The organism is Rossellomorea sp. FM04394 (assembly GCF_041889765.1).
Taxonomy (GTDB): Bacteria; Bacillota; Bacilli; order Bacillales; family Bacillaceae_B; genus Rossellomorea; species Rossellomorea aquimaris_B.
The window spans coordinates 637631-659595 of sequence record NZ_CP168654.1; the positions used below are offsets into that span (position 1 = coordinate 637631).

The 21965-nt window shown below is 44.1% G+C and carries 26 protein-coding genes; 16 read left to right on the forward strand and 10 right to left on the reverse strand.

Translation table 11 applies throughout. The features are described from left to right. Positions 1 to 194: 194 nt before the first annotated feature. From ACCB35_RS03255 to ACCB35_RS03265, 3 genes are all read left to right on the forward strand, one after another. Positions 195 to 1661, forward strand: a complete 1467-nt coding sequence (locus tag ACCB35_RS03255; protein ID WP_374056940.1) for a glycoside hydrolase family 68 protein — start codon at positions 195 to 197, stop codon at positions 1659 to 1661. A 63-nt stretch (positions 1662 to 1724) separates the two neighbouring features. Next, positions 1725 to 3287 carry a glycoside hydrolase family 32 protein gene (locus tag ACCB35_RS03260; RefSeq protein WP_374055708.1) on the forward strand — a complete coding sequence of 521 codons (1563 nt, stop codon included), beginning with the start codon at positions 1725 to 1727 and terminating at the stop codon, positions 3285 to 3287. A 182-nt stretch (positions 3288 to 3469) separates the two neighbouring features. Continuing rightward, positions 3470 to 3841, forward strand: a complete 372-nt coding sequence (locus ACCB35_RS03265) for a PH domain-containing protein (RefSeq protein ID WP_374055709.1) — start codon at positions 3470 to 3472, stop codon at positions 3839 to 3841. Position 3842: 1 nt separating this feature from the next. Here the strand turns inward: ACCB35_RS03265 and ACCB35_RS03270 are convergent, their stop codons facing one another. The 3 genes from ACCB35_RS03270 to ACCB35_RS03280 all read right to left on the reverse strand — a co-directional run bounded on the left by ACCB35_RS03270 (position 3843) and on the right by ACCB35_RS03280 (position 5250). After that, positions 3843 to 4031 (reverse strand): hypothetical protein, encoded by a 189-nt coding sequence (locus ACCB35_RS03270; RefSeq protein WP_374055710.1) that lies wholly within the window; start codon positions 4029 to 4031, stop codon positions 3843 to 3845. Continuing rightward, positions 4006 to 4425 carry a MarR family winged helix-turn-helix transcriptional regulator gene (locus ACCB35_RS03275; RefSeq protein WP_374055711.1) on the reverse strand — a complete coding sequence of 140 codons (420 nt, stop codon included), beginning with the start codon at positions 4423 to 4425 and terminating at the stop codon, positions 4006 to 4008. The genes ACCB35_RS03270 and ACCB35_RS03275 overlap by 26 nt, the downstream gene beginning before the upstream one ends. A 90-nt stretch (positions 4426 to 4515) precedes the next feature. Beyond that, a complete protein-coding gene (locus ACCB35_RS03280; RefSeq protein WP_374055712.1) occupies positions 4516 to 5250 on the reverse strand; it encodes an SDR family NAD(P)-dependent oxidoreductase in 735 nt (244 codons plus the stop codon). Between the two features lie 324 nt (positions 5251 to 5574). Here ACCB35_RS03280 and ACCB35_RS03285 point away from each other — a divergent pair, with 324 nt between their 5' ends. Next, positions 5575 to 5943: a YkvA family protein gene (locus tag ACCB35_RS03285; protein WP_374055713.1), complete on the forward strand. Its 369-nt coding sequence runs from the start codon at positions 5575 to 5577 to the stop codon at positions 5941 to 5943. Between the two features lie 189 nt (positions 5944 to 6132). Here the strand turns inward: ACCB35_RS03285 and ACCB35_RS03290 are convergent, their stop codons facing one another. Together ACCB35_RS03290 and ACCB35_RS03295 are read right to left on the reverse strand one after the other, a co-directional pair. Further along, positions 6133 to 6315, reverse strand: a complete 183-nt coding sequence (locus tag ACCB35_RS03290) for a hypothetical protein (protein WP_374055714.1) — start codon at positions 6313 to 6315, stop codon at positions 6133 to 6135. Positions 6316 to 6348: 33 nt separating this feature from the next. Continuing rightward, positions 6349 to 7131 carry a lysostaphin resistance A-like protein gene (locus ACCB35_RS03295; protein WP_374055715.1) on the reverse strand — a complete coding sequence of 261 codons (783 nt, stop codon included), beginning with the start codon at positions 7129 to 7131 and terminating at the stop codon, positions 6349 to 6351. Positions 7132 to 7264: 133 nt separating this feature from the next. On the opposite strand from ACCB35_RS03295, the gene ACCB35_RS03300 reads away from it, so the two are divergent. The 6 genes from ACCB35_RS03300 (at position 7265) to ACCB35_RS03325 (ending at position 12420) form a co-directional block, all read left to right on the forward strand. Further along, positions 7265 to 7879, forward strand: a complete 615-nt coding sequence (locus tag ACCB35_RS03300; protein ID WP_374055716.1) for an HAD-IA family hydrolase — start codon at positions 7265 to 7267, stop codon at positions 7877 to 7879. 553 nt (positions 7880 to 8432) lie between these two features. Then, on the forward strand, positions 8433 to 9077 hold the full coding sequence (locus ACCB35_RS03305) for an SDR family oxidoreductase (protein WP_374055717.1): 645 nt from the start codon (positions 8433 to 8435) through the stop codon (positions 9075 to 9077). 220 nt (positions 9078 to 9297) lie between these two features. After that, complete coding sequence (locus ACCB35_RS03310; RefSeq protein ID WP_044338599.1) at positions 9298 to 9732, forward strand: cell wall hydrolase; 435 nt, start codon at positions 9298 to 9300, stop codon at positions 9730 to 9732. A gap of 334 nt (positions 9733 to 10066) precedes the next feature. Continuing rightward, a complete protein-coding gene (locus tag ACCB35_RS03315) occupies positions 10067 to 11107 on the forward strand; it encodes a zinc-binding dehydrogenase (RefSeq protein ID WP_374055718.1) in 1041 nt (346 codons plus the stop codon). A gap of 207 nt (positions 11108 to 11314) precedes the next feature. Continuing rightward, on the forward strand, positions 11315 to 11761 hold the full coding sequence (locus tag ACCB35_RS03320) for a YusW family protein (protein WP_374055719.1): 447 nt from the start codon (positions 11315 to 11317) through the stop codon (positions 11759 to 11761). A gap of 107 nt (positions 11762 to 11868) precedes the next feature. Beyond that, positions 11869 to 12420: a DUF3231 family protein gene (locus ACCB35_RS03325; protein WP_374055720.1), complete on the forward strand. Its 552-nt coding sequence runs from the start codon at positions 11869 to 11871 to the stop codon at positions 12418 to 12420. 214 nt (positions 12421 to 12634) lie between these two features. On the opposite strand, the gene ACCB35_RS03330 is transcribed toward ACCB35_RS03325, so the two are convergent. From ACCB35_RS03330 to ACCB35_RS03345, 4 genes are read right to left on the reverse strand one after another with little or no spacing between them, the layout of a single operon-like run. Then, entirely contained in the window at positions 12635 to 13660 is a 1026-nt protein-coding gene (locus ACCB35_RS03330; RefSeq protein WP_374055721.1) for a hypothetical protein, read from the reverse strand. After that, on the reverse strand, positions 13660 to 14493 hold the full coding sequence (locus ACCB35_RS03335; RefSeq protein ID WP_374055722.1) for an ABC transporter permease subunit: 834 nt from the start codon (positions 14491 to 14493) through the stop codon (positions 13660 to 13662). The genes ACCB35_RS03330 and ACCB35_RS03335 overlap by 1 nt, the downstream gene beginning before the upstream one ends. A gap of 20 nt (positions 14494 to 14513) precedes the next feature. Next, entirely contained in the window at positions 14514 to 15443 is a 930-nt protein-coding gene (locus tag ACCB35_RS03340) for a hypothetical protein (protein ID WP_374055723.1), read from the reverse strand. Next, positions 15440 to 15970 carry a sigma-70 family RNA polymerase sigma factor gene (locus ACCB35_RS03345; RefSeq protein ID WP_374055724.1) on the reverse strand — a complete coding sequence of 177 codons (531 nt, stop codon included), beginning with the start codon at positions 15968 to 15970 and terminating at the stop codon, positions 15440 to 15442. Before ACCB35_RS03345 ends, ACCB35_RS03340 begins: the two co-directional genes overlap by 4 nt. Positions 15971 to 16164: 194 nt before the next feature. Between ACCB35_RS03345 and ACCB35_RS03350 the strand changes: the two genes are divergently transcribed. The 5 genes from ACCB35_RS03350 to ACCB35_RS03370 all read left to right on the forward strand — a co-directional run bounded on the left by ACCB35_RS03350 (position 16165) and on the right by ACCB35_RS03370 (position 19363). Next, on the forward strand, positions 16165 to 16650 hold the full coding sequence (locus tag ACCB35_RS03350) for an HIT family protein (RefSeq protein WP_374055725.1): 486 nt from the start codon (positions 16165 to 16167) through the stop codon (positions 16648 to 16650). Between the two features lie 52 nt (positions 16651 to 16702). Continuing rightward, a complete protein-coding gene (locus ACCB35_RS03355) occupies positions 16703 to 18121 on the forward strand; it encodes a bifunctional UDP-sugar hydrolase/5'-nucleotidase (protein WP_374055726.1) in 1419 nt (472 codons plus the stop codon). 112 nt (positions 18122 to 18233) lie between these two features. Beyond that, a complete protein-coding gene (locus ACCB35_RS03360) occupies positions 18234 to 18596 on the forward strand; it encodes an NIPSNAP family protein (protein ID WP_374055727.1) in 363 nt (120 codons plus the stop codon). A 3-nt stretch (positions 18597 to 18599) separates the two neighbouring features. After that, a complete protein-coding gene (locus ACCB35_RS03365; RefSeq protein ID WP_374055728.1) occupies positions 18600 to 18962 on the forward strand; it encodes a VOC family protein in 363 nt (120 codons plus the stop codon). A gap of 23 nt (positions 18963 to 18985) precedes the next feature. Continuing rightward, positions 18986 to 19363, forward strand: coding sequence for a hotdog domain-containing protein (locus ACCB35_RS03370; RefSeq protein ID WP_374055729.1), 378 nt, complete (start codon positions 18986 to 18988; stop codon positions 19361 to 19363). Between the two features lie 165 nt (positions 19364 to 19528). On the opposite strand, the gene ACCB35_RS03375 is transcribed toward ACCB35_RS03370, so the two are convergent. Next, positions 19529 to 20005, reverse strand: a complete 477-nt coding sequence (locus ACCB35_RS03375; protein WP_374055730.1) for a GNAT family N-acetyltransferase — start codon at positions 20003 to 20005, stop codon at positions 19529 to 19531. 147 nt (positions 20006 to 20152) lie between these two features. On the opposite strand from ACCB35_RS03375, the gene ACCB35_RS03380 reads away from it, so the two are divergent. Next, positions 20153 to 21928 carry a M3 family oligoendopeptidase gene (locus ACCB35_RS03380; protein ID WP_374055731.1) on the forward strand — a complete coding sequence of 592 codons (1776 nt, stop codon included), beginning with the start codon at positions 20153 to 20155 and terminating at the stop codon, positions 21926 to 21928. Positions 21929 to 21965: the final 37 nt, after the last annotated feature.

Sequence of the window (21965 nt, forward strand, 5' to 3'; positions counted from 1 at the left end):
GAATCTTCCCTGGATAGTCGTATTTCAATGACTATTATCCTCCACCTATGTAAGCCCATATTCCCCCTTATCAATTTAAGACGAAAATGACATCAATCCGTGCCATATCCAGTTCGAGGCACCCCTCCTATACTGATATATGTAAGGCGAGCTTAGAGCGCCGGAACTTATAATATACGAGGAGGAGTACAATGATGGACTATCGTCAATTTGCAAGCAAAGCAACCGTTGTTTCGTTAAGTGCAGCCATTCTTTTCGGGGGCAGCTTCACATCGGCTTCTGCCAACGGGGCTTCTGAAAAAGGATACAAAGAAACGTACGGCACATCACAAATCACCCGCCAGGATATGAAGAACATGGTCGAGCAGCAGGAAGACACTACATTCAAGGTTCCTTCCTTCGACGCTTCTACCATTAAAAATGTAAAATCGGCAACAAAGATCGATGAAAACGGAAATGAAATCAAAATGGATGTATGGGATACATGGCCGCTTCAAAACGCAGACGGCACCGTGGCTGAGTACAACGGCTATCACATCGTATTCGGACTTGCCGGCGACCCGAAAAACGCCAATGATACCTTCATCTATATGTTCTATAAGAAAGTCGGCGATGACTCCATCGATGCATGGAAGAATGCAGGTCGTGTCTTCGACGATCAAGATAAATACAAAGCGAACGACGAAACATTAAAGGATCAGGTAGAAGAATGGTCGGGATCAGCCCTCTTCACAGAAGAAGGTGACATCCGCTTATTCTATACGAACCGCGGAGACTTCAATGAAAGCAAGGGACTATTCGGACGTCAATCACTGACGACGGCTCAAGTGAATATCTCTGAACAAGCGAAGAATGAATTGAACATCGATGGTGTCGAGGATCACAAATCCATCTACAGCGGCGGCGATGGAGACACATATGAGACAGTCGGACAAGCATTCGAAGACCGCAATTTCATGAACAACCATACGCTTCGCGACCCTCACTACATTGAAGAAAACGGCAAAAAATACTTAGTATTCGAAGCTAACACAGGTACAGAGTACGGCTATTCTGGTGAAGACTCCCTCTACAACCGTGCATATTACGGGAACGGAATGGACTTCTTCCAAGAGGAATTCCAAGACTTACAGGAAAGTCCGAAGAAAGATCTGGCAGAACTTGCGAACGGTGCCATAGGAATCATCGAAATCAACGATGACTACACGATCAAGAAAGAAATGAAACCGTTGATTGTATCGAACACGGTGACAGACGAAATTGAACGTCCGAACATCTTCCAAAAAGACGGCAAGTTCTACCTGTTCACAAGTACACGAGGATCGAAGATGACCATCGATGGCACAGACGATGAAGACATCTACATGCTTGGATATGTGGCAGACTCATTGACAGGCGAGTTCAAGCCGATGAACGGAACGGGAATCGTCCTTCATCAGGACCTGGATCCGAACGATATCACTTGGACGTACGCACACTATGTGATCCCGCAAAAAGAATCCGACAAATTCGTCGTAACCAGCTACATGACGAACCGTGGCTACTTCGAGGATCACAAATCAACGTTCGCTCCATCTTTCCTGCTTGATATCAACAACAAGAAATCTTCCGTTGTGAAGGACGGCATTCTGGAGCAAGGTCAAATCACATACGGCGAATAACAAACTTCAAAAAGAGGAAATGTCATTGATGGCATTTTCTTTTTTTATTAGGTGGTGGAAATAATGAATCCAGTAATAAGAAAGAAGGGAACTGTCTTGCTGATTGTTATCATCGTCCTGATCATTGGAGCGGCTGCATGGTGGACGAAATCTCATGACAAAAACGAGCACCCTGAGGATGAAAAGGATGTTTCGTACCGGTCATCCTACCATTTCACGACCCCCGACAAGTGGAAAAACGACCCGCAAAAGTCGGTCTACTATAAAGGGAAATACCATTACTACTATCTTTATAACCAAGACTACCCGGACGGCAATGGGACGGAATGGCGCCATGCCGTATCCGAGGATCTCATCCACTGGGAAGACCAGGGAGTGGCGATCCCGAAATACACCAATGAAAACGGAGATCCATGGTCCGGCTCAGTCGTCATCGACCGAAAGAATACAGCCGGGTTCGGAAAAAATGCCTTCATTGCGATCGTGACACAGCCAACCGGTGAGACCGGCGAGCAGGAGCAATACATGTGGGTGAGTACCGACGAAGGAAAGACCTTCAAGAATTACAGTGAAGATCCTGTTTTAGAAAACCCGGGCACGAAGGATTTCCGTGATCCCAAAGTTGTGTGGGATGATGAGCGGGACAAATGGGTCATGCTCATGGCGGAAGGTTCGAAGGTCGGTTTCTATGAATCTGCGAATCTGAAGGACTGGGAGTTTACAGGGGACTTCCACACATCGGACTTAGGCGTGCTGGAATGTCCGGATCTCTTTAAAATGAGGGCGCCCGATGGCACGGTGAAGTGGGTGCTCGGAGTGAGTGCCAATGGAGAAGCGATCGGGGAACCGAATACGTATGCCTATTGGACCGGGGAATTCAATGGCAGTACGTTTGAAGCCGATCAGGCGGATCAACAGTGGCTGGATCATGGATTGGACTGGTATGGTGGGGTGACGTTTGAAGACGGAAAGGCTGAGGATAAGGAAGAAAAGCGTTATGCGTTTGCCTGGATGAATAAGTGGTCGTATGCGGATAACACTCCGACGATGGAGCATGACGGGTTTAATGGGACGGATTCGATTGTGAGGGAAATCAGGTTGGATGGTGATGCTGAGAGTGGATATTTTCTTGCTTCGAAGCCTATTGAGGTGCTTGATGGGTTGGTGGAATCCACGGAGACGTTTGAGGATATTACTATTGATGATGGAATGGGGAAGTTGGATTTTGAAGGGGATAGTTATCGGATTGAGGCTGATATTTCTTGGGAAGAGGCCGATCAAATCGGCTTCAGATTACGCGAATCCGAAGATCGATTCCGACATATCGATGTTGGAATCTCCTTGGAAGGTGACCACTCTTACGTGAACCGGCGATTTACCGATCAACCGGACAGAGAAGGAACATTCCTGGAAAGCAAGGCACCGTTCGATTCGGCTGCTAAACAGGTTCACCTCACTATCTTGGTTGATAAGACAAGTGTGGAGGTCTTTATTGATGGTGGTCGGACCGTTCATACGAATTTGGTCTTTCCGCGAGCTGAGGATCAAGGCATTTCATTATTTTCGGAAGGGGGAAAAGTAACGTTTGAGGAGCTGAAAGTGGATAAGCTAAGTTCTTCTCAATGATTATCATCATTTTAAACTTCTTATATATCAGTAGGTGGCTAGATTTCTTGCCTGACTAAAAATGGAATTCCTATATTAAAAGTATCCTTGATGATCACGCATCCATCCCCAAAAAAAGCAGGTTTTCTCCGTCTGATACAGAATTGGTTATAGAGAATGATTATTTTAAGGAGGTTATGAAAATGGCTGTAACGACAGGAATATTGGAATGGACACTGCTGTCGGAATGTCCGATTCCAGATGATGTGAATGATCTATTGATCAGGGGGGAAGAAGCGGTGGCAGCGTATAAGACACTTCGAGATAGCGCCATCTTCACGAATAAGAGATTAATTGTAAGAGATGCACAGGGGCTGACTGGGAAGAAGGTGGAGATCTATTCTCTCCCGTATTCTTCAATTAATATGTGGTCCACGGAGAATGCTGGCAGCTTCCTTGATGTGAATGCGGAAGTAGAGCTCTGGACAAGAGCCGGTCAAATCAAAGTGAAGTTGAAGAAGGGGATCGATGTTCGCAAGTTTGATAAGCTGATTGCGGATGCGCTCTTGTTGTAGCTTACGAAATCAATTGTTTTAGGTTTAGCCCCACACCTAAACGTTGCTTCAGGCACATAATGGATAAACGACGCGTCTGATTAGGACGGGTCGTTTGTTTTTTCTTGAGCGGCTGTGCAAAGGTGAGCCAGGCAATATCCATTATGGTTGTGTAGTAACGGATGTCATATGTAATGATTAAGCTTCTCATAGATGGATAATAAATACTTTCTTTCCTCTTTTGTTAAGTTCTCAAAAAGGTTCTTTCGCAAGGTTTGTCCTTCTTGTGATGCCCTGTGGATCATGTCGATTCCCATATCCGTTATTTCCAAATAGCTGATTCTCCGGTCGTTTTCATCGACGAGGCGAACGACCAATTGTTTGGTGACAAGTTTTTCAGCTAAGTGGGTCAGGGATGGAGGGGTGATGCCTAGGTTCTTGGCAATATCGGAGGGACGGCTTTTGCCGTTTGCCTGTAAGTGACTGAGCACGAGGATATGGGAAATTCCGAGGCTTTCTTTAAAGCTCTTATTCCACTGGATGATTAATTTATTGGTGACCTGATCCATCATATGGAGTAATTCAAATATCGTTTGATCTTTCATAACATGAAGAGCCTGCTTTCTATTAATGAATGTGTTGGCCCCTTATTTGGTTAGGGGCCATAGAGACGTTCCTTTTCCTACCTTACCATATTATTGAGCGGAAAACCCACCGTCAATGACCAGTTCGGCACCCGTGATATAGGAAGATTCATCTGATGCAAAATACAAGGCGGCATTTGCGATATCCTCCGGATGCCCTAAACGCTGCAAAGGAGTCGCCAGGACCAGTTGTTGAAGAAGACCTTTGGATTCCTGCAGGGCTTGGGTCATAGGAGTTTCAATGATTCCCGGAAATAAAGTGTTTACCCGTACACCCTGACGGCCGAATGTGGTCGCTGCTGCTTTAGACAGTGCCCGCACAGCTCCTTTTGAGGCAGAGTAATGATTGAACCCCTGACCGATCTGCGCTGTATAGGAAGAGATATTAATAATGGATCCCTGGTGCCGGGCAGCCATGAGGGGTGCTATATGCTTGATGCCTGCAAACGGTCCATACCCATTGATGGAGAGCATCTTATCCCAATCCTCGAGTCCGATTTCCTGGAAAGGCTTTTCGGATGAAATCCCGGCATTATTCACCAAGATATCAATTTTTCCGAATCGGGTATTCACTTGTTGTGAGAGCGCTTCCCAATCTTCATCGGACGTGACATTTAACTTCATACCGTACACATTTTTCTTTTCACTTGCCTTTTTTAAGGCCATTTCATTAATATCTGCGGCGATGACAATCGCACCCTCTTGACTGAAAAGATCGACCATCTTCTCACCGATTCCTGAAGCACCGCCTGTAACGATTGCTACTTTATTTTCTAATCTTCCCATTGTATTTCCCTCCATTAAGGTGTAAGTCAGCGGTTCATTTATTCTGTCTTTGACTTTATCAACAATGATCTTTTGATCCTCCCTTATTTATTTAGACGTCTAATTATTAGATATCTAAATAATAACACCTTTTTCTTATAAATTCTATTGGCGGGATTTGGATATTGTTTCCACCAGGTGTTCAGGTCTTGAACCATGAAGTTGATGTCAACCTAATCGCTACGAAGCAAAGCCGTTTTAAAAGTTTGTTTATTCCTAACAAAACTTTTACAATAAAAGGAACAAGAGATGGAGCGCTCGTCTCACAACGGAGGTGGAAGCGGAATGAATGACACCGAGAAACATTATTCAGAGGAAAAGTTTTGGGATAAGCTCAAGAGGTACGGTTTAAAGGCCGGACATTCGGTGGTTTATACAGCTTTGCTTCTCTACTTTGTCCTGCAAAAGCCGGATGTTCCAAAGAAGTCGAAGATGATCATCATCGGGGCATTGGGATATTTCATTCTTCCAACGGATTTTATTCCCGACATGGCGGTGGGAGTGGGATTTACCGATGACTTTGGTGCGTTGGGTCTTGCGTTGCTGCAGGTGGCCATGTATATCGATGATGACGTGAAAGCCCAGGCCAAGGGCAAGTTGAGAGATTGGTTCGGGGATGATGTGGATACGTCTGAGGTTGATGGGAAATTGTAAGGTACAGGAAAAAGCCACCCCCTGAATACAGGGGGTGGCTTTTCGCTTGAGTTGGTCAACTTCAAGATAGTAACACACTACCACAGAGTACATGGGAATACAAAAGTTATTCATTGAATAATGAGGTCAATCCGCTTATGAATAGATGAGAGGACTTTAAGGGTTCTTGTTTTCACGATACGGGATCTTCTACTTATCGTCGAATAAATCCTCGTCCCCCTGTGGTTCTTTGATTCCATGCTTTTCTTCGAGGTATCGTCCGATGATCGAGTTGTTAATGCCTTCTCGAATCGCCCGCTCAATAATGATATATAAGATAAATAGAAAAATAATAAGAAGGGTTACGACGATAAAGAGTAAAAAAAGTTCCATGACATTCACCTCCTACAAATGAACAGGGGTCGCTCAAACAATCCACCCATTCAACACCATCCCCATATTAATCACCATGTGAAAAACGATTGAAGGATAGATACTTTCCGTCTTTAACACCACGATGGCATAGAATAGGCCGCCAAAAGAGAAGAGAAGGCTGATGAGTACAGGGATTCCGATGGATATATGTAATAGTCCGAATCCAATGCTGGTGACGACTACAGCATAAAGGGTGGTGACGTTTCGTTTCAGAGATGACACCATCATCCCCCTCCAAATGAGCTCTTCTAATATAGCGTTTAGGATGGCAAACCCTATAGCGAATAGGATTAGGGATTTCACATCACTGATGACCGGATACCAGATCAATGGGATGAAAATGGTACTGGATCCCAATAGCCCGATCAGTAAAAATAAGGGCGTTGAAATAGTATGAGAGGGCATGGAAAGGCGTCTTCTCCAATTCGGGAGTTGAGTGAAGAAAACGATTTTTTCCTTTGACACTAAGTGAGAAATCACTAATCCGATCAGGATGAGGAACAGAAAGATTCTGTTCAACAGGATTTTTATTTCTTTAGAAACATCCCACTCGTTGATCCAGCCTGTTGCAAGTTGAAACACCAGCAACCCGACCAGGAAGAATAGGAAAAGGGAAATGACTGATCGGTTCTTTTTAGTAGAGAGATAGAGAACGAGAAGGCTCAGTAGTGGAAGCAGCCCCCAATCGTATGCTCTATATGAAAGAAGGATGATACCGGCGAAAAACAGGGTGGCCGGGATGATGAGAAAATACATTTGCAGTGAACGGATCATGGGATCCCCCTTGGTTGTTCTTTACTAGTAGTTTAGCATAATTTTCCTATTTTAGATGAGTTTTTTCAGTGTGGACGAAAAGACCGTTGTTTATGGTAAAATAAGGATAGTTGACATAAGAGGGGGAATAAATTTGTATAAACACATCATATGGGACTTCGATGGCACTCTTTTTGATACATATCCCGTGATGGCGGGCACCTTCAAGGAAACACTTGTGAGCCATGGAATCGAAGAGCCGGTAGAGGAAATCATGAAACAGATGAAGGTATCGATGACAACTGCTCTGAATCACTATGAAAAAAAGTATGGTGTCGGGAAAGAATTTGTCGCAGCCTACGATTCCCGCAGAAAAGAAGTGGAGTTTGATTTATCCAAGCCCTTTGAAGGAATCGTCGAACTTTGCAAGTATGTTCATGAAACGGACAGAAGGAATTATCTATACACGCACAGGGGCGGGTCTTCAATCAAAATGCTGGAGAATTACGGGCTGGCGGGTTATTTCACTGATTTCATCACTTCAGATCACGGGTTTGAGAGAAAACCCAGTCCGGATGCCATTCAGCATTTGATCCATACCCATCGTATCGATCATTCTGATGCCATCATGATCGGGGACAGGGATTTGGATTTGTTATCAGGGAAGAATGCCGGGATCAGTTCCTGCCTTTTTACAGATAAGAGAATAGAGAACCCTCATGCTGACTATGTGGTGACCAGTGTGGAGGAGTTGTATAAAATCATTTAAGGATATGGACCATCGGGGGACGGACCTCGATGGTCTTTTTGTTTCTTTATAAATGAGGGCTGGTGGAAAAACGATACCAGGGTAACTGATGTAAGGATCGAGGTGAAATGACGGATTTGTTGGTAGTGATTGGTAAAAAACGCAATAAACAAAAAAATGACGCAATCATGGCAGAAAACGACGCAATAAATAAAAAAGTGACGCAATCACGTCCGGAAAAGACGCAATAAATGAAAAAACGACGCAATCCCCATTGATGCAGTCCATCAGAACATCAGTTACCCTTCGAAAGGTCACTTCAGTAACCATTGAATCTATTCCATCCTTACTTTTCTCCCAACGGTGCCTATTTTCAGGGAAAATCCTCTCCATTTAAATGCACTCCGAACGAATCTTTTACCCCTATCTCTCTCAAAGGTGCTCCCATGTGTTTTGAAAGCCGCCATTACGGATACATTATATGAGCACACACCAAACAGATGATTTGTCATCAACCATCCAAACATGTGATGATGAATCCATAGCAAAATTATCGGAATAAGGAGATGAGATTATGAACGTAGCAGTTGTTGGAGCAAATGGACAGATCGGTAAGCAAGTGATCGGCTTATTGAAGGACGGTGGCGAGCATACGCCGCGGGCGATCGTGAGAAAAGAAGAACAAGTACAGTCGTTTGAACAGGACGGCGTGCAAGCTTCCCTTGTTGACTTGGAAGGCACGGTTAATCAAATCGCAAACGGATTGAAGGGGGCCGATGCCGTTGTTTTCACGGCCGGATCCGGTGGGAGCACAGGTTCAGACAAGACTCTCCTCATCGATCTTGACGGAGCGGTGAAAACGATGGAAGCTGCTAAGCAGGCGGGGATCGAACGGTTCGTGATCGTGAGTGCCCTGCAGGCTCATCATCGAGAGAACTGGAACGAATCCTTGAAGCCGTATTATGTGGCGAAGCACTTCGCGGATCGTGCGCTGGAACAAAGCGGACTAACCTATACGATCATCCGTCCGGGTGGACTTCTTAACGAAGCGGGCACAGGGAACGTATCCGCTGCGGAAAATCTGGAAAGAGGCTCCATTCCCCGTGAAGATGTGGCGAGAACCATCGTTGCATCGTTAACGGAAGAGAGCACCTTTAATAAAGGATTCGATCTCATTTCCGGGGATAAAGGGATAGAAGAAGCGGTTAAAAACATATAATCAAGTGCAGAAGGAATGATCATCGTTGAGATGGTCATTCTTTATTTTTGAATCGGGTAGACCAGTCTTGTGAAATGATAGACGGGTAAGAAAATGGAGCGATACGGTCAACCTAATTGAACGGAGGCAGCCGAGGCGCGAGGAAGCACACGATTCCCTTAATTTATAATTAATGACATGAAAAGAGGCATTTTTCATAAAATATTCTGAGGTGAGAAAAATGCCAAGAGTCAAATACACAGATGCAGACGTTGCCTTGATGGCAAGGATGATGAGGGCCGAAGCGGAAGGTGAAGGAAAACAAGGAATGCTGTATGTCGGAAATGTCATTGTGAATCGGGCGAGAGCGGATTGTTTGGACTTTAAACAGGTAAGAACCATCCGGCAAGTCATCTTTCAAGTGCAAGGAGGGAATTATTCCTTTGAAGCCGTTCAAAAAGGGAATCTCTTCTATAACAGAGCGAGATCGGTTGAGAAAAAGTTAGCCAAGAAGAATCTGGACTACTGGGCGCAGCATCCGGCGAAATATGCTCTTTGGTATTTCAATCCTTATGCGCCGTGTCCTCCTACATGGTACAATCAGCCTTTTGCAGGGCAATTTAAACAGCATTGTTATTACGAACCGGCAGCCGGAACTTGTGCCAGTGTTTATTGATAGCTGAGGATATGCATACATTTAATTATCGGTATATAAAACGGGAACTCTTGGCTCTCAGGTGTTCTCCTTTTTATATAACTTGTTCAAAATCCATATACAAGACAAACGACTCGTCGATGACGGGTCGTTTTCCTTTTTATAAAGTGACGATTCTTGTAGGATGAGTAACATAAAGTTAGAACTGTATATACAACTAAGGACATCGTTAATGTCAGTATGCAAAACAGGAAATTAGATGAAAATAAATGAAGGGAAATTTTCTATCGTTAGTGTTGCTCTTTTATCACTAAGAGCAGCCTGTTGATAACAAAAAGAGAAAGGTGATGATTGTATGAAAGCGGTGCAAGTAACAGGATACGGGGATGTAGATAAGTTAAAAGTAGTCGACATTCCCATACCAGAACCTAAAGAAAATGAAGTACTTGTAAAGGTAAAGGCCTGTGCCATCAATAATACGGAGATCTGGATGAGAGAAGGTGCATACGGTACCGGTTCAAAATCAGGATGGCGTCCGGAAGGAGTACAGTTCCCACGTATACCCGGGTCTGATATAACAGGGGAAATAGTGAAGGCTGGAGATTTGGTAGAGGGATCCATGGTGGGGAAAGACGTTGTTTTATTCCCGTTTACGTCCAGTGGTGAAGAGGGCTCTGAACATATTTCTGAGGATATGTCCTTTATAGGTTCAGAATACGACGGGGGTTATGCGGAATATGTGGTATGGCCTGCTGATCTCTGCTTTGATATGCCCCTCTCCGATTACTCGAATAGCGCCGTTTTTTCAGTAAGCGGGTTAACGGCATGGCATATGGTCAAACAAATTCAGGTTCAACCAGGAGAAACCGTTTTGGTGACGGGGGCAAATGGAGGGGTCGGATCGTTAAATGTGCAAATTGCCTCTAAGGTCTTTGGTGCCAAGGTTATTGCGATCATTGGTGACTTGGATAGTGAGGAGAGAATGAAGGAATTAGGCGCCACACATGTATTATCATATAAGTCCGTTAATCTTGCCGAAGAAATCTTGGAAGTGAACGGAGGACCTATCGACTCTGTATTAGATGTGGTAGGAGATGCGTTGTTCTCTGTATCTCTTCAGGTTCTGAAAAAAGGAGGCAAGTTCTGCATTTCAGGGTCTGCAGGCGGCCAAAAGACAGAGCTTGATTTCAGAACACTGTATTTAAAGCATATTACCATGTATGGATCGGTGTTGGGGACGAGGGAAGAGTTTAAAGAAATGCTTCAGGCCATTTCTGAAGGGAAAATAGAGCCGGTCATCGATAAAGCCTTTCCTTTGGAACAAGCGAAAGAGGCTCAAGTATATTTTAAGAATAAGGGGAAATTAGGGAAGATAGTATTATTACCTGAAGAATGAGTGCATTTGATTTATGCGAATAGAACCAAACAAATGGTTTGTCATCATTCATCCAACATATTGGAGAAGGAATGATCATCACTGTGGTGGTCATTCTTTTTTTGTATAGTGACTTCTTGTAGAGACCAATAAACGAATAAACGTGATGCATTCCTATAAGAATGGGCAAACTATCCCCAACTATTTTAAGGAGGTCATCGAATTAAAATGAAAGGAACCATGTTAACCCTTGTTTTTTCCTCGTTTTTTTTATTGGCAGGCTGTAATGATAAGGAAGAAGTCAAGAACCCACCAGAAACCGCACCTGTAGAAAACACGAATAATGAGAACTCCCAACAAGGAGCTCTTCCTTTTACACATTTCGATTTAGATGTTGATTATAAAGATATTAAATCGATTGATGTGGACTATGAAAATGAAAAAGACGGAGCGGAAGCGAAATACCAGGATGACCTCAATGGTCAAAACCTGCTATCAGATGAAGCAATGGACAAGCTCACCCCTATTTTTGAAGGGTTCAACTTCAATGAGAATTCAGAAGGCGAAGAGGTCATCAAGCAGGTAAAAGATGCATTTTCAGTTGAAGAAGGCTATCAGGAACTTGAGCTTGAAATAACATACCCTGATGGGGTTGAAAAAGAGTACAGAGAATAAGAATACGGCTTTAAGCAGTATCCGACATATTGCTTATTCATCACTTTTTGAATGTATAACCAATAATGAGGAATAATAGTGGCGACAAGCAATTAGGAGGCAAGTGGATGACAAATGTTCTTGAAGCTGTTTCAGCCATAATAAAAAACTTTATTGATGAAGCACCCAAACCCCCTTTACATGTCGGTGAAGTGATGGATCTTTGGACAGCATTCACCGCATTTCATGAAGCTCAAGCCCTTTACCAGGTAGGACTGAACACGACGACTGATCAGGATATGGTGCATGTGTTACAAAATGCGTTGGAAGGTAGTAAGGCCGATACAAAAAAGATAGAGGAATTCCTTTTAAAAGAAGGAGTTCCGTTGCCGTTGGTCAATCCTACAAAACCATCGTCGAATTCGGATGCGGTGCCGGAAGGGGTTAAACTGAAGGATGATGAAATTGCCAATCTCATATCGGCCAAAGTCGCCACATCCATCACGTTTTGCGCACAGGCTATGTCCAAGACCGTGCGGACCGACGTCGGATTGATGTTCTTTTCCATTCAGATCAACTTAATGAAATTCGCTGCACCTTTAAAAAATATCATGATTTCAAGAGGATGGCTAAGAATTCCTCCTAAATATAATCCTCCTGGGTTACCGGAGAAAAGGTGAGTTATTAGGAAACTGATAAAACGGTTCCTCTTTATGGATGGGAGATCGACCATCACATGAGCGGTAAGGGGTTTGCCCTTGGAGATAAGGGTTTTTGAAGATAGTTCTCATAGTTGATGAAGAGTCTTGACACGTTTTATGGTGAAAGCAGGTAGCAATAATAATGCTTTATAGGAAAAGGGAACTCCGGAATTATGAAGTTCCCTTTTTTGCTTTATCCGTTCGACACTCTTTTGAAGTCACGGGAATCCAATGTGTAGGTAGTGTCATGAATGGGCGTTCCTCTCTTTATTTTCTGGGTTCTTCTCTTTTTGCTATACCCTATAGGCGGAGTAAGTCCCTTTTTAATTCCGGCTGCCATGCTGTTGACGGCGAGGATGGAGATCGTGAAGCAGGCTAGCGGACCGATGGCAAGCCACCACTGATAGTTGATTTGCTTGATATACATGCCAAGCAGCCCGGACCATTCGTTGGCAATGGGCATGGGTGGATCACAAAAGATATCGTAGCAAACCGAGGTTCCTCCGAAGTAAATCTGGAAGATTCCAAGATGAGCAATGATGAGCAGGACCTGAACGACGATCCTCGGAAAAATGATGAAGAGTCTTGGTTGCAGGTGAGGGATCACATGTTTCTTGAAAATATGAAAAGGGGATGCCCCCAGTGTGATCGAACTCTCGATGAATTCCTTCTTCAGGATTTCCCTGGTTTCATCCGCAATCAACAAAGCGGTCGTTGGGGTGAGAATAACGGCCAGCATGATGATTTCATAGATGACTCTTCCGGTAAGGGGGTAGGCGAAACCTTCAGGCGGCTCCCATAGAACCGGATGAAGGATGTTATAAGCAATGATGGATAGAGGCACAAAGTAAAAAGAAGACGAAATTCCTTTTACCATGGCCTTCGATCCTTGTTTCTTCCAAAATGCAAGAAGGGTTCCCGATAGGAAAGCCAGTGAAAATCCAAGGAGAGATGTCAAAAAAGTGGCTCCAAACGTATACTTGGCCCCTTGAAGAAGCTGTTCAAGCATGTGGTTGCCATACTTATCTGTACCAAATGGATAGTCTTTGGCTGGTTCTAAAGGGGCCCCGGCGATCATATTTCCTTCACTGTCTTTCAGCCACTCAGTCTGTGGGATGGCTGAATCGAAATGTGTCGCGTGAATAATGCTGGCAAGTGTAATTAGAAAGATCGTTAAAAATCCTAAAATGAATAGGGGCTGTCTGATGACCCTCGACATTATAAGTCCACCTCATTACCTGTAATGGAATTGGCTGTTCGTTGCACCATCTTCAAAAATAAATAAAGCGGGATGAACAGCAGGATCGATGTAACGGCGAAAAGGGTGGGGGTATTATAAGAGAACAAAAAAGTGGTTACTCCCAGCATGTTGAATAAGTATTCTAAGATCAAAAGGTTGGACAACATAAGCGCCATGACATTTTTACCGTGGTAAGCAAGACTGATGATGGTGTTCCGGAACACATGGATGATCAGGATGCGGAAGTAAGACAAACCTTTACTTCTGGCAAGCTCTACATATTGCTTATCAAACTCCTCCTTCATTAAAATGGTCAGGGTCTTGATGAAGTACATGGTAGGAAGGAGGGATAAACAAAGGATCGGCAGCAGATAAGCCCTGTCTTCCCCCAGTGCAACAAAGTCGAAAAGAAAAACCCCGGTCTTCTTGAACAGCCATACGACGAGCAGCTGACTTCCCACAATGACGAAAATGTCTGGGAGGGAGCTGAAAACAAAGGAGATGCAATCAATCACTAGCTGAAAGGGCTTGCCGATCAGGAAGTAGAAGAACAGGACCACAATGGCTATCGACAAAGAAAGGAACAGTGCTGAAAAAAAGACAATAAGGGAATATTCATAGGCGTTCCAAAAGAATGGGAATAGCTCTCTTTTTACCCCTGAAATCGGGTTGACGTATACTAAGTTTGCAATGGAAAAGAACCCCGAAAGGATCTGCCATACTTCATTGATGATGGAAGGAAGGAGGCTGATGGCAAAGATCCCGGTTATGATCATCACGATTTGAAAGGCGGATGCTCCTGCTTTTTTCATACTAGATCTCCTTTATTCATTTATGAATCGACCTTTTCAGCGATTTCGATCAGCTGTTGTTTCGTCATTTTATCAAGAGAATAGGTTAGCACTTCATACATGATCTTCTCTCCGTCATATTCTTTGATCCATAGGATGGACTGATAAGGAAATTCGCCAATCTCCTGCTTCAGGTAAAAGGCTTCATGACTCATCAGTTTTACTTTGGTAATCAACAGCTCGCCGTCATCCAAAGGCATATTTTCGTATAATTCCACCTTGGAGGAGCTCCGAACAAATACTTCGGTCTCTTCATTTCGATATTGGGTTACGGTTACGATTTGATCGTCCTTTTCCTCCACCTCCACTATTTTGGCGAGGATGTCTTTATCACTGTGACGGGCCTTGGCATAAAGCTCTGATTCTACACGTTTGAACTGGCTTGGTTCTGCATCGACGGTCATTTTGCCGCTTTCAAACCGGAATCCGAAAGGCAGGGTTTCACTTGGCATATAGGAATGCTGAATGGAATCACGGTACGTTTCGTAATCTGAAAATCTTCTTGGTTGCCTGTAGAGCGTGAAATTCTTCTCGGGATAGTCACTTACTTGATAGTAAATGAGGGCTTCCCCGGGTTTTACTTTTTCCTTGAACGAATCTGCTGCCCCGGCATCCCATTCTTGGATTTCTGAATCAGGCTGAGTCAATTCCATGACCACTTCCCCATTTGAATCAAACAGCTGAAACCCTTGTGAAGCAAGTACTCCAAAAGTGGAAACGGTGACGAGTCCACCACCGATCAGCGCGGCCTTAATGCCTTTACTTAAAGGTAACGAAAAAAAATGCCTGTTCTTCCTGCTTTCTGCTTCGATCATGTCATACGTATCTTCTATTCTCTTTTTGACAGAAGAGGGGAGTGGTTCATCTTGAAACAATTCTTTCACCTTGGAGTCAAACTGTTCTCCATTCATTTCCAGGCACTCCTTTTCAAAGGGGTTTTTTCTTCTTCAAGCAACGTCATCAACTGCTGTCTCGCTGTGGATAACCGTGACTTTACGGTTCCTTCAGGTATATTCACAATGTCCGCTATTTCCTTGATGGAGAGGTCTTCAAAGTAATAAAGAGTGGTCACTGTTCGCAATGAATCTTTCAATGATGATACTGCTTCCTGCACCGAAAGCTTTAAATCGAATTCCGCCTTATCCCGTGGGTGACATTCCCTGACAGGGATGACCATCTTTTGTTTATTCAGCAGAGCATAGCATTCATGGATCAAAATCCGGATCAACCACGTCTTGAAATAGTTCTCTTCCTTCAAATCCGGTATTTTCTTAAAACAAATCAAGATTGTTTCCTGGATGGCATCGGCGCAATCTTCATCTTTCTTCAAAATTCCCTTTGCGACACGGTACATCGACTGTTCGTAGTGTTTCATCAATTGTATAAATGATGGATGATGTCCTTTTTTCGCTTTCCTGATCAGTTTGCTATCCGCCAAAAACCCCACACCTCCTTTGTACTTCCTGTCCGTTTATCATTAGATATAAAAATGTCGTCTTTGGTTCAAAAAAAATTTACACTATTTTGATTGTATAAAAATGGTACCATAACATAGGAAGGGCTTTCTTGTTTTCGGAGAACGGTTCAAATAAGTAGAATAGAGTGCATCCGTTAGGTGGGAGGAGTAGATGTATGAGGGAAATCACGTTATCAAATGGAAAAACTGTAAACGTGGAGTGTTTGAGTTGTGCATTAACAAGCGGGTCAGTGGTACCGGATGGAGGCGTTGTGATGGAAACGGAATACTTCCACGCCCACCAGGATGTGGCTTATCCCATCAGAGGGCTGATCATATTAGCTTCAAAAAGGCATATCACCTGCTTCGATGAATTATCAGAAGCTGAGAAACTGGATTACATACATGTTTTGACCAGGATCAGAAAAGCTCAAAGGGAAATTCTCGGAATCGAACATGTCTATTATTTCTACAACGAAGACACCACTCATCATTTTCACACCTGGATGGTTCCGAGATATGACTGGATGTATGAGTTCGGGCGTTCCGTTGAGTCGGTCAGACCGGTATTGTTGCATGCCAGAGAAAAGATGGATGATGAGGAAAACCTGAAAGAAGTAATGGAAGCCATTCACGCTTTAACGAGAGAACTGGTTGAGTAAATGAGTTCAATATAAGATGCTTACAATAGTTAAATACAAGGGGGAACTACATATGAACAAAACCATCACCATTCTTCACACCAATGATCTTCACGGGAACTATGATCTGGTAGTACGACAGGCTGCATACATAAAGAAACGTGTCAGGGAGCTTAAGGAGCAGGAAGAAAGTTATTTATTGCTGGATGGCGGTGATCACATGGATATGAGCATCAATGAGTGCCTGGCGACGAATGGCCATATGCACTTGGAGATGCTTGCGGATGTCGGCTATCATGCGATGTCGGTGGGGAATAATGAGGTGCTGCGGTCGTCACCGGAGTTGATACGAGAGCATAGTCTTGAGTCCAGTGTACCGTGGTTATTATTAAATCTCGCAGAGGGTGATGGGTCTCCCATCGGCGGGATGAAAGAAACGCTTCTCGTGACAGTGGATAACGGTGTGAAGGTTGGATTATTTGGAGCGACCGATCAATTCGGGGATCTTTATGAGAATAAGCACGGATTTAAGAATCTGGAAACCCTTGGAGCGATAAAAAAAGCCGTGGCGGATCTGAAAGAACAGGGGGCAGATGTCATCGTCTTTCTATCCCATCTGGGGTATGGTGCCGATGTGGAGATGGCGAAAGAAGTCAGCGGGCTGGTTGATTTGATTGTGGGGGCGCATTCTCATACGGTTCTTCAAAGTCCCGTTGTGGAATCGGGTGTGGTGATCGTTCAAGCGGGGTCTCATGGGCAATATGTCGGGGAGTTGAGATTGGATTTACATATCGAGAATGGTCTACATAAGATTGAATCATACGAGGGGAAATTAGTTGAAATCACTCCCGAGTCAGAAGCTGATGCCAGCATGGAAGCCATTTTAGAAAGGGGTCGGGAGGAAACGAATGAGTTTCTGTCTGAGGTATTGTACACAACCAGCACAGAACTTACTCATGCTGATGTTATTCAATTAATGGCAGATGCCGTTCGCGACTACTGGAAGGCGGAGATTGGCATTATGTATGGGGGAGCCGCAGTGGAAGAAGGCTTGGAACCCGGCGATGTAACGAAGGGGGATGTGTACAATCGGTGCAAAAGTATGCATTCGCCTGTGTTGATGGAGCTGAAAGGCGAACAAATTGCCGGATTGATAGAGGATAGTTTTGATCAAAAAGTTATCTCCAAGCAGGTATACGGGAATGGGTTCAGGCCACACGGGATACCGATCGGTGCATTGGCTTTCGCCGGGGTGACGTGGAGTCGCCATGACGGCATACTTTCCGATGTTAAAGTGAATGGAGAAAGCCTGGTGAAAGAGAAGGTTTACAAGGTAGGGACTGGGTCTCCGTTATTGTATGAAGAGGTATGTGGATATGCAGCGGTGAAGGGGAATAAATTGATTGAAGTTGAAAAGTCACAAATGATTAAAGATGTTTTTATGGGTTACTTAAGATTGAACCGTTCGGGAAATGCGATCCTATCCAAATAAAGTTATTTAGTGGAAAGACTCCGTTTATGTCTTTAATAGAATCTTATCTGTACTGTAGTAGATTACTTGGTGGATTGTGAGAAGGTGGGAAATAAACCAAAAGGGGATATGTATGTTTTATAGAAGGAAGTTCTATACCGTAAAAAAAGAATTTGTCGATATTTTCAATGACCTTTTCAACAATATTAACCTCCCTAACCAATTAAAGCATGGTTCTCGTCTGATCGGACGCTGGATGAAGGATAACGAGGATGGAACGGTTGAAATCTTCGCTATTTGGGAGTATGCCAGTTATGAAGATTACGTTGAAATCGAAAACACCATTCGAAGTGATGAGGCACACGTCAATCGTATAAAAAATTGGTATGAAAAGAATGGTGGAAGGGACTATGTGTATAAGGAATTCATTTTAGAAATGCGAAATGAAGCTATGGAGTCGACGGTTGACAGAAGTAGGATACAACGGGGGGGATAAATCATGAAAAAGTCCAGTGGTAAAGTAGTAGGGTTTGAAATCAGCAGTCAAGATCCAGAGAAAGCAGCAGCATTTTATTCAAATGTCTTTGGGTGGGAAGTGGCTGAACCAAGATGGGATTTCAGGGAAGTTTCAACCGGGAATCAAGAAAACGGAGGGATAGACGGTGGCATTGGCAAGGGTCCAAGCGACCATCCCCACGGGACACGGATTCAAATCGAAGTGGATTCCATCGAAAGGGCGATGGATAAAGCAAAAGAAAACGGTGCGATGGTGGTCCGGGACATCATGGAATTCGACGACTTTTACCTTGCTTATCTTGTGGATCCAACTGGGATCGGGTTCGGGTTGATTCAAAATAAATAGAAACCTGCAGGGAGGATGGTTTCATGTCGTTAAAAGTAGGGGATATCATTACATTTGAACGGACTTTTACCGTAAGGGATGTTGAATTATTTACAGAGATTTCAGGGGATGAAGGCTCTCACCATATGACCCCGGATGAACAGGGGAGACTGGTCATACAAGGGTTATTAACTGCAACTTTGCCGACCAAAGTAGGTGGAAATCATAACGTGCTGGCCCGAACGATGAATTTTGAGTTTTTAAGACCTGTGTTTACGGGGGATACGATTATATGTGACGTGAAAATTGAAAAGTATGAAAGGCAAGAAAAGAATAGGATATCTATTATGGCATCCTTCTTATGTGAAAATCAGATCGGAAAAGAAGTATTAAGGGGGGAATTTGAAGGTGTAATACTTTGAGTTCTTTTCTACGCTTATGTAGATCAGCTGGAGTATGAGGTCGTCTTGGAATCAAGAGATATGAAACTTTTCCTATTTCGTCATTCAAAAACATGCTGGGAATATGCTGGTGATTTGTACGGGTTGAAAAACAGGAATGCTCATAGCGGGCATTCCTGTTTTTTATCAAACCTTCAGGTGCAGAATATGTTGAGGTCCTTTTGGTCCCTCATAGACCTCGTTTTCGTCGGTAAAACCTGTCTTGAGGTAGAGGCTGATGGCTGCTTTGTTCCGTTTGTTCACACCAAGGACCACTTCTTTTGTATCGGGGAGGTTTTCCCTGATGAAGCTTGGCAACAGATGGAGTCCCTTCTTGGCAAAGCCCTGCCCCTGCCGCGTGGCATCGATAGAGAACGAGGTTAGTAGTCTAGCCTTGGGGTTAGATGAATATTTACGAAGCTTTTCCCCTTTTTCCAATGCGAAGTAGCCGACGGGTTCGTCGTCATGCAGGATGACTATGTGGCTGGTGTCCTTTGAGATAGAGGGATTCCGGATTTTGTCGAGGGGCATGCTCGTGAATTCCAGCTGGTCTTCAGGCAGGTGAAATTTCTTAAGCTTCTCTTCATATGTTTCGTTGTATTCGACTAAAGTGACAGTTGGCATGATGTGATCCTCCGATTCAGTGTTATGAACTATGAACAAATTATAGTCTATTTGGAATTTTGGGACAAATAAGAGTTGGAAAATAGTTCAAAATAAGGTAAAATAAGAACGTATGTTTCGTTCGGAACCAGGGTAGGAGGAGCTAATATGTCTCAAACAAAATATAAACAAGTATGGAATCTCGACAGCATTTTCGAAGGTGGAAGCACATCACCTGAATTGCATGACCATATGAAAGAAACGGAAAATAGGGTTTTGGAGCTGGAAAAGATCATGAAAGAGTTGGCGACGGGGCTTGAACCGGATCAACTGGTCGCTTTTCTTGATCGTCTTAGGGGAATAAAGATGTCCATTTCACAAGCGAGATCCTACGCCATCTGTCTTCTTTCGGAAAATCCGAAAGACCAGGGTGCACAATTCTATAGAGGGCAAACCACGGCTCTTCAATCAAAATATGATTCTATTACCAGTGACCTGAAGAGAAGATTAGCCCATATGGAGGAATCGGTATGGAAAACACTCCTTGATTCAGAGGATCTGAAGGAGTATCGATTCATCCTCTCTGAATGGCGGGAAGAAGCGGACCGTGAGCCTTCGCAGGAAGTATCGGACCTCATGGCAGACGGGTACCATGCCTGGGGACAGTTCTATCAATCGTTCATGGGCAGCATCAAGGTCCGGGTGAATGGTCAGGATTACTCCGTTGGCCAGGCTATCAACCTTCGTTCGCATTCGGATGAGTTGGTTCGAGAAAAATCGCATGAGGCCCTGGTGGAAAAGTGGACCGAGCATGAAGGACAGTTTGCCCAAATCCTGAATCATCTCGCAGGCTTCAGGTTGAATATGTATAAGAGCGTGGGGATCGAGGACGTACTACATGTTCCTCTCGCCCAAAACCGGATGAAGGAAGAAACGCTGAATAGCATGTTTTCGGTCATTGAGAGATATAAAGAACCGTTTGCCGATTATCTGAACGTGAAAGCGCGGATGAATGGTGATGCAAAAATGAAGTCCTACCACTTTTGGTCCCCGATGAATCATAATCATCAAGGAATGGAATACGGGGAAGCCGCCGCGTTGATCGAGGAGCAATTTCGTGCGTTCGGGACGGAAATGGGACAGTTTGCGGAGAAAGCATTCAGTGAAGGCTGGGTCGAGGCGGAAAATCGTCCAGGTAAGTCTGCGGTTCCCATTTGTGCAGGGTTTCCGTTAACGGGGGAGTCCAGGGTGTTCCTCACGTTTCCCGGCACATTTAAAGGGGTGTTGACCCTTGTGCATGAACTCGGTCACGCCTTTCATAACCATGCGATGAAATCAGTAAACGGGATGAACAAGTCCTATCCCATGAGCTTGGCCGAAACGGCGTCGACCTTCGCAGAGATGATCATCCTGGAAGCAGCCATGGAGAAAGCCGAGTCTGACGAAGAGAAGCTGTTTCTTCTTGACGAGAAATTAAAGCGCAGCGTCATGAACTTCATGAATCTCCATTCCAGGTTCATTTTTGAAAAGGACTTTCACGAAGAACGGAAAAAAGGGTTCGTCCCGGCAGTACGTTTGAACGAACTGATGGAGTATGCCATGGAAGAAGGCTATGCCGGTTCCATTGATGAGATCCCGGTGCACTCCTGGGTATGGACACCCCATTTTTATAAAACAGAATCTCCTTTCTATAACTTTCCTTACACCTTTGGATATCTAGTCGCACTCAACCTCTTCGCAAGAGCTAAGGAAACGGGAAAAGGATTCGTGGAGCATTACATGGACCTCTTGCGGGATTCAGGCAGCATGTCGACAGAAGACCTCGTCATGAAGCATTTGGGAGAAGACATTACGGAGGAAGCCTTTTGGGAAAAAGGGATGAGATTATGTGTGAAGGATAGTGAGGAGTTTGTGAGATTGGCGGCTTCTCTTCATAAAAAGTAAACCCATTGAATAGGATTCAAATGTGATTCTGAAATCG

Bases quoted from the DNA above. Each gene is read 5' to 3' on its own strand.
- ACCB35_RS03255 (WP_374056940.1), top strand. From the start codon at position 195: ATGGACTATCGTCAATTTGCAAGCAAAGCAACCGTTGTTTCGTTAAGT.
- ACCB35_RS03260 (WP_374055708.1), top strand. From the start codon at position 1,725: ATGAATCCAGTAATAAGAAAGAAGGGAACTGTCTTGCTGATTGTTATC.
- ACCB35_RS03265 (WP_374055709.1), top strand. From the start codon at position 3,470: ATGGCTGTAACGACAGGAATATTGGAATGGACACTGCTGTCGGAATGT.
- ACCB35_RS03270 (WP_374055710.1), bottom strand. From the start codon at position 4,031: ATGAGAAGCTTAATCATTACATATGACATCCGTTACTACACAACCATA.
- ACCB35_RS03275 (WP_374055711.1), bottom strand. From the start codon at position 4,425: ATGAAAGATCAAACGATATTTGAATTACTCCATATGATGGATCAGGTC.
- ACCB35_RS03280 (WP_374055712.1), bottom strand. From the start codon at position 5,250: ATGGGAAGATTAGAAAATAAAGTAGCAATCGTTACAGGCGGTGCTTCA.
- ACCB35_RS03285 (WP_374055713.1), top strand. From the start codon at position 5,575: ATGAATGACACCGAGAAACATTATTCAGAGGAAAAGTTTTGGGATAAG.
- ACCB35_RS03290 (WP_374055714.1), bottom strand. From the start codon at position 6,315: ATGGAACTTTTTTTACTCTTTATCGTCGTAACCCTTCTTATTATTTTT.
- ACCB35_RS03295 (WP_374055715.1), bottom strand. From the start codon at position 7,131: ATGATCCGTTCACTGCAAATGTATTTTCTCATCATCCCGGCCACCCTG.
- ACCB35_RS03305 (WP_374055717.1), top strand. From the start codon at position 8,433: ATGAACGTAGCAGTTGTTGGAGCAAATGGACAGATCGGTAAGCAAGTG.
- ACCB35_RS03310 (WP_044338599.1), top strand. From the start codon at position 9,298: ATGCCAAGAGTCAAATACACAGATGCAGACGTTGCCTTGATGGCAAGG.
- ACCB35_RS03315 (WP_374055718.1), top strand. From the start codon at position 10,067: ATGAAAGCGGTGCAAGTAACAGGATACGGGGATGTAGATAAGTTAAAA.
- ACCB35_RS03320 (WP_374055719.1), top strand. From the start codon at position 11,315: ATGAAAGGAACCATGTTAACCCTTGTTTTTTCCTCGTTTTTTTTATTG.
- ACCB35_RS03325 (WP_374055720.1), top strand. From the start codon at position 11,869: ATGACAAATGTTCTTGAAGCTGTTTCAGCCATAATAAAAAACTTTATT.
- ACCB35_RS03330 (WP_374055721.1), bottom strand. From the start codon at position 13,660: ATGTCGAGGGTCATCAGACAGCCCCTATTCATTTTAGGATTTTTAACG.
- ACCB35_RS03335 (WP_374055722.1), bottom strand. From the start codon at position 14,493: ATGAAAAAAGCAGGAGCATCCGCCTTTCAAATCGTGATGATCATAACC.
- ACCB35_RS03340 (WP_374055723.1), bottom strand. From the start codon at position 15,443: ATGAATGGAGAACAGTTTGACTCCAAGGTGAAAGAATTGTTTCAAGAT.
- ACCB35_RS03350 (WP_374055725.1), top strand. From the start codon at position 16,165: ATGAGGGAAATCACGTTATCAAATGGAAAAACTGTAAACGTGGAGTGT.
- ACCB35_RS03355 (WP_374055726.1), top strand. From the start codon at position 16,703: ATGAACAAAACCATCACCATTCTTCACACCAATGATCTTCACGGGAAC.
- ACCB35_RS03360 (WP_374055727.1), top strand. From the start codon at position 18,234: ATGTTTTATAGAAGGAAGTTCTATACCGTAAAAAAAGAATTTGTCGAT.
- ACCB35_RS03365 (WP_374055728.1), top strand. From the start codon at position 18,600: ATGAAAAAGTCCAGTGGTAAAGTAGTAGGGTTTGAAATCAGCAGTCAA.
- ACCB35_RS03370 (WP_374055729.1), top strand. From the start codon at position 18,986: ATGTCGTTAAAAGTAGGGGATATCATTACATTTGAACGGACTTTTACC.
- ACCB35_RS03375 (WP_374055730.1), bottom strand. From the start codon at position 20,005: ATGCCAACTGTCACTTTAGTCGAATACAACGAAACATATGAAGAGAAG.
- ACCB35_RS03380 (WP_374055731.1), top strand. From the start codon at position 20,153: ATGTCTCAAACAAAATATAAACAAGTATGGAATCTCGACAGCATTTTC.